This window comes from Streptomyces sp. NPDC096152 (assembly GCF_044763235.1).
In the GTDB taxonomy this organism is placed as follows: domain Bacteria; phylum Actinomycetota; class Actinomycetes; order Streptomycetales; family Streptomycetaceae; genus Streptomyces.
In genome coordinates this window covers 108,325-126,718 of sequence record NZ_JBIWFW010000003.1, presented here as the reverse complement: position 1 = coordinate 126,718, position 18,394 = coordinate 108,325, and the positions used below count along the sequence as shown (strand labels likewise).

Annotated in this window: 8 protein-coding genes; all 8 read left to right on the top strand. The window is 67.4% G+C overall.

From position 1 onward, the window contains the following. The first annotated feature begins 537 nt into the window (after window positions 1-537). The 8 genes from dpdE to dpdD are packed head-to-tail and all read left to right on the top strand — an operon-like array spanning window position 538 to window position 18,159. On the top strand, window positions 538-3,849 hold the full coding sequence (gene dpdE / locus ACIQ9G_RS10765) for a protein DpdE (RefSeq protein ID WP_403608152.1): 3,312 nt from the start codon (window positions 538-540) through the stop codon (window positions 3,847-3,849). Continuing rightward, a complete protein-coding gene (gene dpdF / locus ACIQ9G_RS10760; protein ID WP_403608150.1) occupies window positions 3,842-6,436 on the top strand; it encodes a protein DpdF in 2,595 nt (864 codons plus the stop codon). The genes dpdE and dpdF overlap by 8 nt, the downstream gene beginning before the upstream one ends. Further along, the gene (gene dpdG / locus ACIQ9G_RS10755) at window positions 6,436-7,326 is read left to right on the top strand and encodes a protein DpdG (RefSeq protein WP_403608148.1); all 891 of its coding nucleotides are present in this window, start codon (window positions 6,436-6,438) and stop codon (window positions 7,324-7,326) included. Before dpdF ends, dpdG begins: the two co-directional genes overlap by 1 nt. Next, window positions 7,319-10,354 (top strand): protein DpdH, encoded by a 3,036-nt coding sequence (gene dpdH, locus ACIQ9G_RS10750; RefSeq protein ID WP_403608146.1) that lies wholly within the window; start codon window positions 7,319-7,321, stop codon window positions 10,352-10,354. The genes dpdG and dpdH overlap by 8 nt, the downstream gene beginning before the upstream one ends. Next, the gene (locus tag ACIQ9G_RS10745; RefSeq protein WP_403608144.1) at window positions 10,351-11,040 is read left to right on the top strand and encodes a hypothetical protein; all 690 of its coding nucleotides are present in this window, start codon (window positions 10,351-10,353) and stop codon (window positions 11,038-11,040) included. The genes dpdH and ACIQ9G_RS10745 overlap by 4 nt, the downstream gene beginning before the upstream one ends. Then, entirely contained in the window at window positions 11,037-15,557 is a 4,521-nt protein-coding gene (gene dpdJ, locus ACIQ9G_RS10740; protein WP_403608142.1) for a protein DpdJ, read from the top strand. Before ACIQ9G_RS10745 ends, dpdJ begins: the two co-directional genes overlap by 4 nt. Then, window positions 15,554-16,075: a phospholipase D-like domain-containing protein DpdK gene (dpdK, locus tag ACIQ9G_RS10735; RefSeq protein WP_403608140.1), complete on the top strand. Its 522-nt coding sequence runs from the start codon at window positions 15,554-15,556 to the stop codon at window positions 16,073-16,075. Before dpdJ ends, dpdK begins: the two co-directional genes overlap by 4 nt. Next, window positions 16,072-18,159, top strand: coding sequence for a protein DpdD (dpdD, locus tag ACIQ9G_RS10730; protein ID WP_403608138.1), 2,088 nt, complete (start codon window positions 16,072-16,074; stop codon window positions 18,157-18,159). The genes dpdK and dpdD overlap by 4 nt, the downstream gene beginning before the upstream one ends. Window positions 18,160-18,394: the final 235 nt, after the last annotated feature.

The window sequence follows — 18,394 nt, the reverse complement described above, 5'->3', positions numbered from 1 at the left end:
TGAACCTGCAGCCGTATCCGGTAACCGTCGTCAACCCGATGACGGGCAGTGGGGTAGCTCGAACGAAGCCGCCAACTGGTTGGCGCCGCGTCCTGCCACGTTTGCATCTGTCCGTGCGGCAGGACTCGCGTCACCCCTTACCTTCCGGTCACATCAGCCGGGGCAGGTTGGATGTCCTCCCCGGCCCGCAGCGCCTGCAGTGTCCCGGCACCGCGGGCATCGGGATGTCCCGCAGCGTCAGGCACTGACCGTTTGTGCTCAATATTGACCGGGGCAACTGTATGGGCTATGAAACTACATGATCATCCTTATCGTGATCTCACCCCCGGTGTTCCTGTGGGGTGGGCGTGGAGGGGTGGTGGGGGTAGGGCGGCGCTGGACGGAGGGGTGACGGGCGGCCCGGCTTGCGGCTTCGGTGCGGTGGCCTAACGTCAATGAATCGCGATCGCCCAAGGTCGTCCACTCGACGAGGGCGTTGTCGGTGGTGCGGTTTACGCTTCAACCGGCTGGATGTGAACATCTCGTGAAGGAAGTGCGATGTCGGGGCTGAGGGTGGGGGATTTCGTCCGGTTCGCCGGTTCGCCGGGGGTGGGGCGTGTAGGGGCGCTTGAAGGAGCCTGCGTTCAGGTCGACTTCTTCGAGTCGATAGCGGAACCTGTTGCGCAACAGCAGTGCATCGCTGCACGGTTGTGCACGCCTGTGTCCCTGCCGGAGGAGACCCGGGTCTACCGGCGCGATCCCAGCACGGGCGTGTGGATCGTGGGGCGGGTGCGGGGCAGCGACCCGGGCGTGTACTACGTGCAGTTCCCCAACCATCCGGACGTGCACTTGCCCGTCAAGGCAGCGGAGTTGCACGTGCGCTGGGACGAACCGGTACGCAATCCGGTGGCCACCCTCGGGGCGGGCGGAAACGAGTCCGGCTACTTCCACGACGCCCGCCTGCCGATGCTGCACAGCCTCATCGCCCAGCGCAGTGCCAGCGGTAGCATCCCCGCTCTGCTCTCCGCCGCCGTGGAGATCTACCCCCACCAGGTGCAGGCCGCCTTGACGGTCCTCTCCGACCCGGTGCAGCGCTACTTGCTGGCCGATGAGGTGGGGCTCGGGAAGACCGTCCAGGCTGGTTACGTCATGCGGCAGGTCCTCATCGACAACCCCCGCGCCAGGATCGTCGTCGTCGCGCCCCAACCCCTGGTGAGGCAGTGGCGCAGCGAGATGCTGGAGAAGTTTTTCATCGACGACTTCCCAGATGCACGCATCACCTTCACCGCCCACGAGACCCCCCGCAAATGGGAGACCTACCGAGGCGCCGACCTGCTCATCGTGGACGAGGCCCACCTCCTAGTCCACGGCATCACCGAGCCGGGGCAATCGCCGTACCGGGAACTGTGCGGCATCGCCCACTCGGCCGCCCGACTGCTGCTGCTGTCGGCCACTCCGGTGACCTCTCACTACGTCACCCACCTCGGCCTGCTGCATCTGCTGGACAAGGATTTGTACCGATGGGACGACCGGGCCGCGTTCGAGGAACGCTACCAGCAGCGCAAGAGGCTGGCCGACGGCGTGTTTCAACTGGACGCCTACTTCCCCGCACTGCTGCCGATGACCATCGAAGGCCTGCGAGACCTCCTGCCGCCCGATGCACACTTCGAAGACCTGGCTGCCGGTGTGCTGGCGCTGCTCACCGAGGACGCTGATCTGGCGGACGAGGACCAGGCCCCCGAACTGGGCCTGCGCGTGGAGAGCCTGAGGGCTCACCTCAGCGAGACCTACCGTCTGCACCGCAGGGTCATCCGTCATCGTCGTGCCTCCGTGCTAACGGAGGACGAGGAGACGGACCTGGTGCCCTACGAGGTCAGGGGGCGGACGCGCCCGCGATTGCTCGCGGTGGATCTGGAAGGGCACCACCTGGGCCAGGAGTTGTTGCTCGAGTGGCGCACGCTGGCCGCCGACCACCTGATGGACACGGAAGCAGACGACGACCAGTACGCGGCTTTCGCCATGGCACTGGCGGTGCTGGCCTCCCGGGCTGGGGGCCCGGCCCTGGACTTGCTGTGCGCACTGCGCTGGCGCACCCACCTCGACGAGCACGCCGCAGACCGTGCCGGACTCACCGAACAGGAACGGCACCTGCTCGCGGCGCCACGCGCCCTGCCGGCCGAAGACAGCCTGGTGGAGACATACAGCAACCAGTGCGCCGGCTCCTCTGAAGCCCCCGCCTGCACCTTCCTTGCCCAGGTGCTGGCACCGGTGATGCGTCCCGGGACCAAGGTGGTGATCTTCTGCGGTCCGGGTTCCCTGGCCGCGCAGTTGGCGACTGCCCTCATCGCCGCCCACGCGGCAACTGCAGTTGTGGGCCTGCATACGACGGAAGCCGGCGCGGACGCCTGCGAACGTGCGGTCCAGGCATGGCGTGCCCCGCAGGACGCGGGACTGTGCCAGGTCCTCGTCGCCGACACCTCGGCCGAGGACGGGCTGAACCTGCAGGTCGCCGACGCGCTGGTGCATATGCGGCTGCCGTGGTCCCCCAATCGCCTCGAGCAGCGGATCGGAAGGGTGGACCGCTACCGGGGAGTGGAATCTCTGCGGCAGAATCGGCCGGCGCAGCAGTTCCGCATCGGTGACCGGGAAGGCAACGAACTGTTCTGCGGCGCCTGGGCCGCCCTCCTCCATGAGGGATATGACCTGTTCACGGCGTCGGTTTCGACCCTGCAGGACATCATTGCCGAAGGGCTGGCCCGAGTGTGGCGGCAGGCGCTGACCGACGGGCCCGCAGGACTTACGGCGCTGGCACCTGCCCTGCGTGAGGACCTCCGCCAGGCCAAACGGGACATCGACACCATGGACATGCTGGAGTCCATCCACGAGACGTCGGAACAGGCACGTCAGACCACGGGCGCGCTTGACCGCCTGGAACAGGACTGGCGCACACTGCGGAAGAGCCTGGTGCACTACGCCGGCGACAGCAGCGGCGGCCTGCGCTTCCGACATGACCTGCGCACCGTCGCCGGTCACCAGCGTGACTGCTTCGATGTCGCCTCCTCGCGCCCCCTGGTCGATCCCCGACGCCACAAGGCGGCCACCGAAAGCATCCACCCCCACATGTCCCAGGGCGTGTTCAACCGCTCCACCGCCCTGCGCGCACCGGGGACCCGGCTCTTCCGTTCGGGCAACCCCTTCGTCGACATGCTCGCCGGTATCGTCTTCGCCGACGAACGCGGGCAGGCCACGGCCTTCCGACGCTTCGACCCGGCTTGCCGGGGCGCCGACGAGGCGTACTTCGGGTTTGAGTACCTCGTGGAGGCCGACATCGGTTCCGCCTTGCAGCACGTCGACGACGTACCGGAAGCCGGTCGGGCACTGCGGCGCCAGGCCGACCGCCTGCTCGCTCCGTTCACCCGCAAGGTCTGGGTGCCGGCTGGTCACCGAGAGCCTCTCACCAACCCCAAGGCCTGCGAGTGGCTGGACGAGCCCTACGGCAGACAGGGCGATCAGAACTACAACTTCACCAACCATCAGCAACTGCTCGCCTTGTTCGGAGGCGGGCAGGAGTACCGCCGCGCGGCCGAAGCAGCCCAGGACGTGGCCCGCGCCCACCTCGTCCAGGCAACCGATCTGGTCAGCAAGTGCGTCCAGGCCCAGGAACAGGCACGACAGCAACTTGCCGTGACGAGCGCGCAGGCGCAGGCGCGACGGGCGGCCGGCCACCTGCTGGGCGACACGGAAAGCTATCTGCTGGACGTCACCGTGGCCCGGGATCTGACAGAGGGACTGAGCCGCCCCTCGGTGCGCGTGGTAGCCGCCACCTGCATCGTGCGCGGTGGATACCGGACGGTGAACCACCATGGGTGATCTGTGGGCGCACGCACAGGCGTTGTTTTCGGCCTGGCCCGCGGTTCCCGCGACGACCGCGACGGGGACGTTGCGGCGGTTGAGGGATGCCCTGGCCGACCGAGCGGCCCACCGCACGGACGCGGTCGGCTGGCGCGACATCGCCGCCCTGACTCGCCAAGTCCTGCTGGAGGCCGCGGTCAGGGGCAACCATGCCGGGCTCAAGGTGCCGTTGGACGCGGCCCTGCCCAGCCGAGAGCAGTGGGAGCAGATGGCGTGCAGGACGCTGCCCACCGGAAGCGGACTGCGCGTCTTTGCCCTGGAGTGGCACCCACGAGCCCTGACCCCTGAAGCACAGCAGAGCGCACGGGAAGACCTGAAGCAGGTCCACCTGGGGGAGGACTCACCGCACCGACGGCGCCTCGAATCCCAGTCGGCCGACCCCTATTGGACGGAGGCGCTCGGCTACCAGGAGTACGTCTCCGTGGGACAGCAGCAGGCCGCACGGGCCGTCGCGCTGGCTCCCGCGGGCAGTACCACGATCGTGTGCCTGCCCACTGGCCACGGCAAGACCGCAGTGGCCCAAGCCGCCGCCCTGCTGGCAGGCGCCCGCGGGGGAGTGTCCGTCGTGGTCGTCCCTACCGTCATTCTCGCCCTGGACATGGAGGCCAGAACACAAGCCGCCCTCGCACGCCAGGGCAGGCAGAGTCCGACCGGCCGGTACGCCTACACCGGCGGCATGCCGCAGGAGACCAAGCGGCAGATTTGCGACGACGTCCGAACCGGCCGCCAGCGCGTGCTGTTCACCTCCCCCGAAGCGGTGGTGACGGCGCTGAAGAAGCCACTGGAGGACGCCGCTGAAGCCGGACTGCTGCAGTACTTCGTCATCGACGAGGCGCACCTGGTCGAACAGTGGGGCACCGGGTTTCGGCCCGAGTTCCAGACCATGGCCGGCCACCGGCGTACCTGGCTGCGCAAGGCCCCCCAGGACCAGGCACCAGTGACCGTGGCGATGAGCGCCACTCTCACCCACCAACAAGTCAGCCTTCTGGAACAGTTGTTCGCCGAGGAGGGGCAAGCCCAGGTGGTATGGGCGTCCCAACTCCGCCACGAGCCCAGCTACTACGTCGACACCTGTCCCGACGATCAGAGCCGGAACCAAGCCGTCATCGACGCAGTCGCCATGCTGCCTCGGCCCCTGGCGCTCTACACCACCCGGGTCAAGGACGCCGTCGACTGGGCTGAACGGCTCCGCCAGGCGGGCTTTCGCCGCGTCACCCAGGTCACCGGAAAGTCCACCGACGACCAGCGGCGGCAGGCTCTCGAGGGCTGGGCGGGATCGACCCCAGCCGGAGCCGAGCGCACACGCTTCGATGTGGTCGTGGGCACCTCGGCCTTCGGCCTGGGAGTCGACCTCACCGACGTGCGCACCGTGGTCCACGCTTGCCTTCCGGAAACTACGGACCGCTACTACCAGGAGGTCGGCCGCGCCGGGCGGGACGGGAACCCCTGCATCGCCTACATGGCCACCGCTCCCGGGGACGAGGAGCTGGCCGAAAGCATCAATCGCAGCCCGCAATTGACCGCCGAACGCGCCTGGGCCCGGTGGCGTGCCATGTGGGTGGGGCGCACCGCCACCGACAACGGCGCTCACCGGCTCAGCCTCGAAGCCCTGCCTGCCGACATGCCCGAAGGCTTCGGCCGGCACCGCAGTTGGAACGAACGCATTCTCAACTTCATGGTCAGAGCTGGCCTCATCAAGGTGACCATTCCCGAACCCCCGCAGCGCGACGAGAGGGAAACCGACACGACTTGGCAAGGACGCCTCGACGCGTTCTACACGTCCTTGGGCAAGCAGTTCGACGTCTTCCTCGTGGACGGCCAGACCAACGACCGCACCTACTTCCTGCAACGATTCAACGACGTCCGTCGGCTGATCATCAACGACCAACGTGACGCCGCCGGCCGGCTGCGAAAGATCCTGCGCGGCGACCGCTGCTGGGGCGAGGCGCTCGCCGACCACTACCGCGTGCCCTACCGCCAAGGCGTCCTGACCACCGGAGTCACCTGCCGCGGATGCCCGCCCTGCCGGAAGCAGGGTCCGCCGCGCACCGCCCCGGAGGGTTACTACCGACTCGCGGTCGAGCCCTGGCCCGCCGTGCCGTCGTGGCCGAACCGACGCGAGGACCCCCTGAAGCGGTTCCGCGGTGACCTGTCGTGCCTTTCCATCTACTGGGAGAACGAGCAGGAGTTCACCGACCTGATGCCCGAACTGCTCGAGCACCTGGCCGTGCGGGGGATGTCGGTGCTCGGCGGTCCGGGGCTTGCCCGCCTGGCCACCCGACGGCTGCAACGCGACGTGCGCCCCCGCCCCCTCATCGTCGACAGGGACGAGGACCTCCTGGGCCGCTACACCAACCCGATGGTCTGGCTGCTGGACTCTTCTGCCTCACACATGGGAGACGATCTGGCGATGCGCTTCGATTCCCAGGATGTAACCTACCTGCTGCATCCACGGCCTTTGGCGCACCCGGATCGCCCCGACGCCCCACTTGTTGCAATCCACCGCGCCCATTTGTGGGTGCGTACTGCCTTGGAGTCGTTCTAGTGGCCCTGCTTCTCGCCGAATCCTCGATACCACCGTTTATGTGGGCCGTCGTTCGCCTTCTTGCCGCAGAGGGAAAGCCGCTGGCGACCGATCGCGCGCGGGCTCTTCTGGCTCCCCCCTCCCTGACCGAGGGCAAGGAGAACAAGGCCTTCGACCAAGCCCTGCGGACCCTGCGCGAGTTGCAGTTGATCGCCGAGGACAAAGACCCCCTCTCGCTCGCCGGACACGCCGGCGACCTCGACGGCACGGACTTCTCGTCCTTCAGCAGCGCCCTGCGCCAGGCTGTCTTGGCCGATGAGCTCAATGTCGGACTGGCTGACGACGCAGGACAGACCGGTTCGCGCGACCTCACCCGCATCCTCGTATGGTTCCTCTCCTGCGATCCGCTCGACGGACCGGCCACCTGGGCCATCGTCCAACGCGAGCAGTCCATCGACCTCAATCCCGACGCGGGCACTGCGTCGCGAAACGACACGCGCTGGAACCGTTTCGTGCACTGGGCGCCGGCTCTGGGCCTGGCCGCAGCCCCCTTGTTGCCCACCAGCGGCGCGGGCCCCCTGCTGCCGGACTGCACAGAGGCCGTCAAGCAGCTGGTGCAAAGGCTGTGGCCTGTCGGAGAACGCGTCAACGCCGTCGACGCTGCTCGAACCCTGCGCACCGCCCTGCCGGTCCTGCCGGGCGGGGACTACGCCAATGCCATGGGCATTTCCGACCCGGGCGCCCAGTCAGCAGGGGCCGCCTTGTCCTACGCCCTGCTGCGCGGCGAAGACGAGGGTTGGCTCGTCCTGCAGCAGGACGCCGACGCCCAGCGCGTCTTGACCCTTCATGACCCCGACCGTCCGTCGCACTACGTGTCCGACATCGTCATCTCGGAGGACCAGCATGGCTGACTTCCGCGGCTTCCTGTGCTGGACGCCCGAAACCGCGGCCGCGACGATCAACACCGAGGCGGTCAGCCCCTCTCGTGCGGTCTTCCTGGCCACGCATGCGCCGCTGCGCATCCGCCGGGCTGGCCTGGACGGACGTGCCATCGTCTCCGACGGCCCGCTCATCGACGAGAACACCGTCCTGAAGGACTTCCTGTCGCTGCAGTCCGACACCGGCGCGCTCCTGTTGCCGATCGTCGGTGACTCCGGGACCGGAAAGTCGCACCTGGTGCGCTGGGTGCGCGAGAACCTGCCCCCCTCGGACAAATACAAGGTCATCTATCTCGAGAAGGCCAAGACCAGCCTCCGCGCTGTGATCGACGCCCTGCTTGCCGACGCGGACAGCGGCGCGCTGGCTCAGTTGCGCACTGACATCCACCGGTTCACCGACGGCGTGGACGCGACCACGTTGAGCAGAAGTCTGGTGAACGCCCTCAGCGAGTCCCTGGCCGCTACGACGGCCCGGGACGTCCCTCAGCACGCCCGTCCGCTCGCCGGTCCCCGCGGCCTCACGGTCGTCCTGCAGGACCCCCACGTGAGCGCCTTCATGCTCGGACAGGGCAAGTTCATTCCCAGGCTGGCGGAACAACTGCTGCAGGACCGCGCGGACGGCGAGCCGGACCGCCCGATGGCGTTCACCATGGATGATCTCCCCACCGACCTGCTAGACCTCCACCGTGCCGCCCAGGTCACGATCAAGCTGATCAATGTGATCTCGGGTAACACGCAGCTGCAGCAGGCCGCCGTCGACCTGCTGAACCAGCACCTGGAAGCGGCCGTCAAACGGGTGGCGAGCCTGGGCGCGGGCCGCCTGCAGGACGCCATGCTGCAGGTGCGGCGGGAGTACGCCCGCAAGGGCAAGGAGATCATCCTGCTCATCGAGGACTTCGCGCTGATCCAAGGCGTGCAGAAAGACCTCCTCGATGCGGTCATCGAGGCCGCCAACCGCTACGGCACCACCACCCTGGCCCCGATCCGCACCCTCATGGCGGTCACCACGGGCTACTTCAGCGACCTCCCGGAGACCGCGCTCACTCGTGTCCGGGCCACCGCCGGCTACGTCTACAACCTCAACGTCCCCTTCACCAGAGACGACCGCGGAGAATCTGAGATCACCTCGTTCGTCGGACGGTATCTCAACGCCGCCCGGGTCGGGCGGGACGCCCTGGAGAACGAGGGCGAGCAGCAGGTACGCAATCCCTGTGAGACCTGCGACCTGGTCTCCCGATGCCATGAGCAGTTCGGAGTAACCTCCGAGGGCTTCGGCCTGTATCCGTTCAACTCCTCCGCCCTAGTCCGCACCATCCACGCGACGGCTCCGCGCAACGACCCCTACGCCTTCGTCCCGCGCACCGTGCTCGGCAGCGTGATCCGCCCCGTCCTGGTCGACCACGCCGGCGCACTCAAGGAAGGCACCTTCCCCGACGCCCGTTTCCGTACCCAGTTCCCCACCGCGGACATCGACGAGCCGCTGTCCACCGATGTACAGGAAGTCGTCGAGGCAGAGGATCATCTCGACGCAGACCGCCGGAAGATTGTCCTCGAGTTCTGGGGCGGGGCCCCCGACCACGCCGGCGCGCTGCCGTCCGCGGTCATAGAAGCCTTTGCTCTTGAACCCCGCACCTTCTCGGGGGCCAGCGCCACTCCTCGGCAGCCGGTCAGAGTCCAACCGGCGGAGCGGGAAAAGCAGCAGACCGAGACGGAAACCACCACTGAAAAGCTGCCTCCCTCTCTCCAGGCCAAGGTCAATGCCGTGGAGGACTGGCTTACCCGCGAACAAGTACTGCCGCAGGCCGTGGCCAGCGACTTGCGCACCGTCATCGCGACCGCCGTTGCGCAGCGCTACCGCTGGATCAATCCGCTGATGCGGGAACAGACACAGGCGACGATCCGCTCAGCCTGGCCTCTCAATGCCCGTGTGGTCTCGATCGAAGGCGCAACGGAGAACATCCAGGGCGCGGAGACAGCCCCGATCAAGTTCAAGCGGACGGCACGAAACAGCCGATACCTGCGCAGCGTGCTGTTGCTCAAGAACGGCCAGCCCGCCCAGCGTGCCGAACACGTACGCCGGCTGAGCACAGACGCCGACCGCTACACCGCGTCGCTGACCACCGTCCTGCAGAAGAACCTGCAGATCACCGATGACGACTTGGTCCTCGGATTGCGGGCAGCCCTGATCGGGGCCGCTCTGGCCGGGCTGGCATGGCCCGGCATGGACGAGGCCGAACTGCTGGCGATCGCGTTCGCCGACGGACGCTCCTGGGCGCGCCAGGACGCCGCGGACCGCGAAAGCGCATGGAGTCGGGCCCTGGAGGGCCACCTCCAGTACCGGCCCCCCCTCATCGAGCGGCTGCGCGACGCCCTGGGCGTGGCCCAGGGCGAAGGGAAGGCACGGATGATCGACGCGGCGAGGGCGCTACCGCTGCTGCGCCGAGCGGTAGCACAGTGGGACTGGCAGGTGACGGGATCGGACGTACCGGAGTGGGTGAAGAAGGCCGTCAAGAACTTCGCCGACTGGACGGACATGGTCGAGGCGCAAAATGCGTCGCTGCGCCGGAAGTTGGATGGCATACGCCGGCACCATCCGCGGGGTACGACCGGGGCGCAGGTCCTGGCCGCCGTGCGCGATGCGCTCCTTGCGGCCGAGGATGCCAGCATCCCGGTTCCGCTGGCCACCAGGGCGGATATCACCGAACGTCTGGCGCGGGCGCAAGATGCCGACTGGAAGATCCTGAACCAACTCGAGGACGATCTCCTGCGGGCGGAAGAGCCCGAGGCCCCCGACGCGGCGCGCATCACGGCGGCCGTGCGTGACCGAGGCGTCACCATCCAGGTGGTCAGCGGCCTTCTGCAGGCCAGCGATGCATGGCTGACCACCGCCTTGGAGCACGCTGCATCCCGCACCAACTCCCATGGCGATGAGGCGGCCAGGGGTGTCCAGGAACTTTTGACCGAGTGGCGGTCGCTGAGCGTACCGGAGGAGGATCGATGAGCGCGCCCCTGTCCGTGTTGCAAAAGGCCGAGCGCCTGCAGGGGGAGGCACGCCGGCTCAACGAGGGGGAGAAGGGAGAGGAGGAAGCGAGGCGCATCAGCGAACGCATCAGCGTCCTGCACAACCAGTTGATGTCTTTGCAGCGACGCCTGCGTATCGCCCGCTCCTTGATGGCCCAGCCAGCGGCGGGCGACATCGACCTCTCCGGGCTCGACACGGGCCTGGCAGCGTTCACTCGCCACTGCGAAGGCGGCGGACTGCCTCCCAACTCCGCCTTCACCAGGGCTTCGACAGCCGTACAAAAGGTCGCCGACCGCATAGCCCAGGACAGTCAGGAAGCATGGCGGCAGTGGTCACAAGCCCAACTGGCGGCCTTGCAGATGGCGCGGCAAGCCATGCTCTCGTTGCAGGACCAGGCACGGGCCAAAGCACTGCACCAGGACCTCATCAAGACTGCTCGCGCCGACGTCGACGCAGCTGTGATCACTCTGTTCGCCAACGCCCACGCCGAACTGGCTGAACTGCTCGAGACCGCGCCACCGCCGCCGGAAGGACTGCAGACGCTCCTGGATCGCCTGGCCTCCGGCACCGCCCTGCTGCTCAGCGACATCACGGACGAGGAGATCGCACTGCTGCGTCGCGTCGATCTCGACGCTGACCTGGAAGTCCGCAGGAGGCGCACGTGATCACACCGCCCCGCGCTCGTTTCTACAACCATGTCCTCAACACGCTCGAGGACCGCGAGTTGCCCCTCGTGTCCTGGGGCATCACGGACGGCGCCCTGACCGAGAGTGAAGTCCTCGAGGCCATCGATCTTTGCCTGCTCGACGCCCCGCAGGAAGCGGCAGGCATATCGAGCGAAGACCTGCTGTACGAATTCCGGGAGCGTGCCTGGCTGTTCAAGGTGCCGGACACCTCGCCCCCGCAATATCGCACGCGGCTGGCCGAGACCGTCCGTCTGGCAGCCCAACTGCGGCAACTCTTCCCCTGGCAGGTCCGCGAGGAGGCCACGCCGTGGTGGCAGAGCGGCAAACGACTCGTCGCCGACTACCGCCTGCACATTGCGCCGCGCCGCTACCCTCAGCGCAACATCCCCGCGGCGACCGCACTGAAGGAACTCGCCGATCTGCCGGGGTGGAGTCGCCTCCAGCAGTTCGTGGCCCAGGCGCAGATCGGTTCCCGAGACCTCGCCCGGTTCCAGATCGATGCCGCCGCGGCGGTGACTAATGCCCTCAAGCGCCCGCACTCCAGCGGTGTGATCGTGGGCGCCGGCACCGGTAGCGGCAAAACACTGTCCTTCTACCTGCCCGCCTTCGCGGCCATGGCCGAACGCGCCCGCCCGAACAGTTTCCGACTGCATACCCTGGCGCTGTATCCACGCAAGGAACTGCTGCGTGACCAACTGCGGGAGGCACTGAGTACCGCCCACGCACTGGAACCCACCCTGCAAAGCTGCGAGCGCCGACCGCTTCGCCTGGGAGCTCTCTACGGAGACACGCCCTACGACCCCCAGGACAAACGCCTTGAATCCGGCGCCAACGGCCGCACAGCCTGGAAGCGGACTCAGCAAGGCGCCATTTGCCCCTACCTGACGTGCCCGCAATGCGAGCGCGGTGAACTCCTGTGGCACGACGCCGACCGCCGCAACAACAAAGAACGACTGACATGCCTCAACCCCACCTGCCAGAGCGTCATCCAGGAGGGGCGCCTGGCTCTCACCCGCCAAAGCCAGCGCGAGCAGCCACCGGACCTGCTGTTCACCACCACCGAGATGCTCAACCTCTACAGCGCCGCAGGAGGCATCGGCCGACTGCTGGGCTGGCAGGCAGGCGCGGTCCCCTCGCTGGTCCTGCTCGACGAGGTGCACACCTACGCTGGGCTTCACGGAGCACAGACGGCCCTCCTGCTGCGCCGATGGCAGCAGGCAGTCCGTAAACCGGTCACTTTCGTCGGACTGAGCGCCACGCTGCGCGACGCCAATGCGTTCTTCGCCCGCCTGGTGGGTCTGCGCGACAACGACGTCGAGTACATCCAGCCTGTCGACGACAGCATGGACGAGGAAGGCCGCGAATACGCCCTCGCACTGCGCGGCGATCCGATCGCCGGCAGCAGCTTGCTGTCCACCTCCATCCAAACGGCCATGCTCTTCGGGCGCATGCTCGACCCCGAGGAGGATGCCGCCCTGTACGGGTCCACCGGATTCCTCTTCACCGACGACCTGGACGTCACCAACCGCTTCTACGACGACCTGCGTGACGCCGAGGGAAGGCAAGACCGCTACGGCCGGCCAAGCGGCCGCCATCCCGCCCTCGCTGCCCTCCGCGCTCCGGCCAGCCCCCAGCACCGCGCCCGTTACCGCGACGGTCAGTCATGGGACCTCATGGAGAAGATCGGCCATGTACTCGCCCCCGGTGCGGGCAGCCATGCCCTGCGCGTGGCTCGCACGTCGTCGCAGGACGTCGGAGTCGATCTGCACGCCGATCTGACGGTGGCGACCGCCTCCCTCGAAGTCGGTTTCAACGACCCGCGCGTCGGACTGGTCCTCCAGCACAAGGCACCCCACGACGCAGCGGCCTTCATCCAGCGACGTGGCCGCGCCGGCCGTCAGCGCGCTATGCGCCCCATCACGGTCATCACCCTCTCCGACTACGGCCGGGACCGGCTCGCCTACCAGGCATACGAGACGCTGTTCCAGCCGGAAGTGGCCGCACGCCACCTCCCGGTCAACAACCGCTTTGTGATCAAGATCCAGGGAGCGCAGTCGCTGCTGGACTGGGCCGGGCGGAAACTGCGCTCCCGCCAAATCTGGAACGACCCCAGGCAACTGCTGACCGCGCCACGAAACGGCATCAAGACTCAGGACGACGGCGCCCGCCAGCAGTTCGCGTATCTGCTGGAGAGTCTGCTGACCAATGCCACCCTCCAGGACGATCTGGCACGTCACCTCAAAACGGCACTCCAGTTGAGCGCCGACGAGGTGCAGGCCCTGCTGTGGGAGGAGCCGCGATCACTGCTGCTCAGCGTGGTACCCACCGCGACCCGCCGACTGAAGAGCAACTGGCAGACCCTCCAGGACAAGGACCCCGGCGCCGAACCCGGGACCATGTTGCCGGAGTTCGTGACGCGCGCCCTATTCGACCCGCTCAACGTGCCCGAGGTCGCACTGACCCTGCCCTTCGCTGCGCGCCAGGCCGCCGGCGACGCCGTGCAGGACAACACCGACGAACTGCTGCCGATCGCCAGGGCTCTCAGAGAAGCCGTACCCGGCCGCGTCAGCCGCCGTTACGGCTACCAGCGAAACGACCACCGCACCTGGCTGCCCGTCCCCCCACTTGGCCAGGACACCCTGGAACTCGACGAAAGCCTCGTCCCGGACCCCACACCCGAAGGCCGATGGTTCCCTCCGGGGTACGACCAGACGGGGCTGGTCGTACTACGCCCCCATCGCCTGCACCTGAGCCAGCCGCCCAGGCCGGTCGCCGACCGGTCACAAGGCTTTCCGTTGTGGGGCTCGCAGATCGTCGTCGACACCAACACCTCGCCCCTGTCCGGGGACGTTCCCCGTCCTTCCTCGTGGCAGGACCGCATCACTGCCGTCGGCTTCTCCCTGCACGCAGCAGGCAACCCCGTCGAAGTGCGCCGGATGACTGCCGGAGCCCGCTTCGAGGTGAGCTACGACTCGGGCACAACAGATGCCCGCACCGTGCGCTACACCTGCAACGGGGAACCCGCAGCCCTCGGATTCCGGCTCAGCGTGGACGCCGCGTCGTTCACCCTCGCCCCGCTGGACACCACCCGCCCCGAGATCTCCCACTACCTCGCCTCTCCCCAATGGCGGACCCTTGCCTTCTTCCAGGCGGTGAACGACGATCGGGCACTGGCAGAGGTGACCAACCAGTTCCAGCGCGGTTGGCTCGCCCTTGTCTACCTGACGGCGTTCTCCCTACGAGGCATGAGCGACGACGGCCCCGATCCGTCATCGATTCGTGCCGCCCTGGCGGACGGCAGCTGGCGGGAGGACCTGGCCGAAATCCTCAGTGTGCTCTACCGCGACGAGCCCACCGGCCAGCCCGCCCACACCAACGAACGGCTCATCGCCACACTCACCGAACTGAGCGCCGTCCCCGCTGTCATGGACGCCCTGGACCGGGCCGGACACCTCCTGGTGACACCCGACATCGCCGTCCGCACCACCGACCTGGCACGGCGGGCCTACACCGACACCGTGGCCGCTGCCGTGCTCGCTGCAGCACTGCGTGCCTGCCCGGACGCACAGGACGGCGACCTGATCGTCGACGTAGTCCCTGCACCCCAGGACGGACATCCGGCCACCGTATGGCTCAGCGAGACCTCCATCGGCGGCCTGGGAGTGATCGAACAGCTCTCCCGCTACTACGCCGAGGACCCACGGCGCTTCTGGCGCCTGGTCGAGACAGCCCTGACCCCCAACGACTACGAATACGTCGACACCACCGTCACCCGACTCCTGCGCCACGTGACCACAGCACCGGCCGGCCCAGCAGCACAGGCCATGGCAGGTCTACGGGCCCGCACCTCCGCAGCCGACTCCCGCCAAGCACTCACCGACCTTCGCAAGGCGTGGAGCACACTCGACGGACCGCCACGCCACAGCGCCGTGGCAGCCCTGTCCACCCGACTGCTCCGCCCGGGCAGCAGCCCCACCACCGATGCCAGCGCCCTGGCCCTCATCGACGCATGGCAGGCCCTCGAGCACCGGCTCGGCGTAGAAATCGACGCCCGCGTCATCGCCTACGCCGTCGGCTCCGGGCGCCTGCCCACCGGCCCCGGCCCAGGCCTGTCGGCCGACCAGGCATTCAGCATGCTCTGGCCGCGGGGCCGGGACGCCCGAACGCACCATCTTCAGCACTACCAGCCCTACCTCGATCGGCCACCCGTGCTGGACCGTCTCCTCGCTGCCGCAGCACACGACGAGCAACTGCCGTGCATCGACGTCACCGAAGACGGCTGGGAACAGCGCTATCAGGCCGCCATAACCCAGCACGCCGCCGTGGAATTGACCGCCGACACGAACGCCGCGACGGCTCTGTCCGACGCCATCGTCCGCGTGCCCGTACTGACCGTGGACTGGGACGTGCTACGCCTGTACGGAGAGATGCAAGGAATGCGACGCGACGGCCAGCAGTGGCGAGTCCGAGTGGACATCCGGGAGGCCACGCAGTGAGCGGCATCGAGCGCCCCGTACGCACCGGTGGACATACCGGCGTGCGCGCCGACGCCATCTTGGCCATGGCCCTCGTCGGAGAACTCATGTCTCCCGGACCGGTGATGTGGCTGGTCTCACCATGGATCAGCGATGTGAAGATCCTCGACAACAGCCAGGGAACATACGACGACCTGTTCGACGACAACCCTCCCAGCAGTTGCTCGTTGGCCGACCTGCTTGCCCGGATCACGGCGGCCGGTACCTCCCTGACCGTGGTCACGCGCCCCGACACGCACAACGTCCAATTCCTGGGGCGACTACATCGCCTGGCCCCTCGTCACACCGTGCGCATCGTCCAGAGCCCCGCCGTGCACGAGAAGACCATCTGCGGCCGGGACTGGATGCTCACCGGGTCCATGAACTTCACGGTACGGGGCCTACTGGAGAACGACGAGGCGGTGAGCTACAAGGTGGGAGGCAGCGACGCGGCCCAGGCACGCCTCGAACTCGCCCAGCGATGGAAGGAACACCAGTGACCGCCGAGCGCCCGGCTGCCCCCGCCCCAAGCGCCCAAGACCTGGAAGCCTTCCTGCAGCGCTTCTTCAGCCAGGGTAACGACGCCTGGCCGGACATGGATCCCGACCCGGGCAAGGGCGACCGAGCCCGACCTTTCGTCGATCTGCTGCGCAGCGGCAGCGACATCCCGATCGTGCTGCCGCGCTACCAGCAGGCCCAGGACCGCTTCGCGATCTATGTCATCGCCCGCGACGATGCTCACGCGACTCTCGTCGGCAACATCATCACTGCCTTCGCCGGCGCCACCTACCTCAGTGGCGCCGGCGTGCACCCCTGCACCCTGGACTCCGACGATCCGATCGAGGCAGCGGTGCAGGAGTTCGCCGGAACGGCGACGACCACCTTCCGGCTCGAGACCCACCCAAACCGCCGCTTCCGCCAGAGGCTGACAGACGTGGCCCTGCTCATGCAGCACACGTTGGCTCATCGTCCGCCGCGACTGTGGCGGGCAGTGAAGCCGACCGGACGGCTGCTGGCCGAATTCGACGCCGCCCTGGCGGCTGGCGGTCAAGCCGCCTCCCAAGCGGTACTCGATCAACTGGTCGGCCAAGGAGGCATCACCGCCGCCAACCTCGCCCACCTGCACATCAAGCGACTCACTCGGCTCGGACTCGACCGAGAACTGCTCGACTACCCCGGCCTGGGCGACGTCCTGCGGCAAGACCCGCCCGCCCCGGTGAAAGCAGCGGTGCTGGATGCCGTCTTCTCCTGCGACGTGCAGGAGCCCCTGAGCCGCGGCGATCTGCCTCACGCGCAACAGGCCCTCCACGATCGGGGCTTCCTTGCGCTGGCTCCCTTCGAGGACGACATGGAGTCCTACTCCGCCGACGCACTCGTCGTCCTGCTCCTGGCAGCGGTGACGCGTGGTGCCCTTCACAGCAGCCAGCGCATACTCACCGCCATCGAGCACACTGCGTCGCGCGACGTTCTGCCGCCTGTCCTCAGGGAAGCCGCGACGACTCTTCTCAGTCCGCAGAACGCTTCCCAAAACAAGCCCGCTCATGAGGTGGCAGGTACCCCGGTTGCTTCGCCGAAGCCGTCAACCCCGCCGTCCCGAATGCAGGACACTGACGGGGCCGCGGTCGAACCAATACCCGCCTCGTGGGCGGATTTGATCAGCGCGATCGCCGACGGATACACCGGCATGAACGCCATCTTGGAGCATGAGGTCTGGACCGCGTGGCCCTCACCCGCCGCTGACGACCGGGCAGTCGCTGCCCTGCTGGAAGAACTGCACGACGAGGGCCAAAGGAAGGTCTGGCGCTGTGTTGGGGCCTTCATCGAAAGCGTCGGATACGACCAGCCCGCACCGCTCAGCGCTCGCGCTCTCATCACGTGTGCGCTGGCCTACGACTGGCTAGGGCCCGGTGACCTGCTGGCTGTGCAGGCACTGACCGAGATCGTCCTGCGTTCGAGCCCTTCCGCCGTGGTCTACGGGCAACTATTGGGAGAACTCGCCGATACGTGCGAGCGCTGGGTCGCTCCCGAACGGGCCTCTATTGCGCTGGACTTCGCAGACCGGCTGGTCTTGGAGGCTTGTCCTGACCCGGACGCCCGCGAGTCCCTCGCATTGGCACTGCTCCTGCCGCTCAGTGTGCACCAGGGACGTCTGGACCTCGCAGACATCGCCATGGCCCGGCGCCTGTCCTTGGAACTCGGCATCGAACTCGACTGGCACGAGCAGCCTGACGACGACCTAGTGCAGGATACCGACGCCAGACTGCAGAAGGCCGCGGGCCGCAACGTTCTGCTCTACTCCCTCGACCAGCGAGTGCTGGACCGCGTCAGCGAAGCCCTGCAGCAACTTGCGCCTGGGGTCAAAGTCGCCAGTGCGCACGACAGCGTCGGCAGCCCGCCACTACGTCAAAAGGCCCGGCAGGCCGATGTGGTCGTGTTGGCCACCCGTTGCGCCAAACATGCCGCAACAGGCTTTATTACCCAGCACGCGAAAGCAGCCGTCATCGACTACGCGGACGGGAGCGGCTCAGCCTCTCTCATGCGCGCCGCGGTACATGGTTTGCTGCGCACTGTGCACGGAGACTGACAGCCGCCCCGGCATCGAGTCGTGGCTATATGGCGGATCGGCAAGCTGCATCTAGGTTAGGGAGTTCAAGAAAGCTGATCGAATACGCTTCAGGATCAGCAGCAGCGTAAACATGAAATGCGAGAGGAATAGCAAAACTGCTGCGCCGACCCAACGATTCTACTTGTCGATGTCCATTCCTGCGCAAACGCCTAGGATTGTGGTAGCCGCGAGGGCGACGAGTGGGACTGCTGCA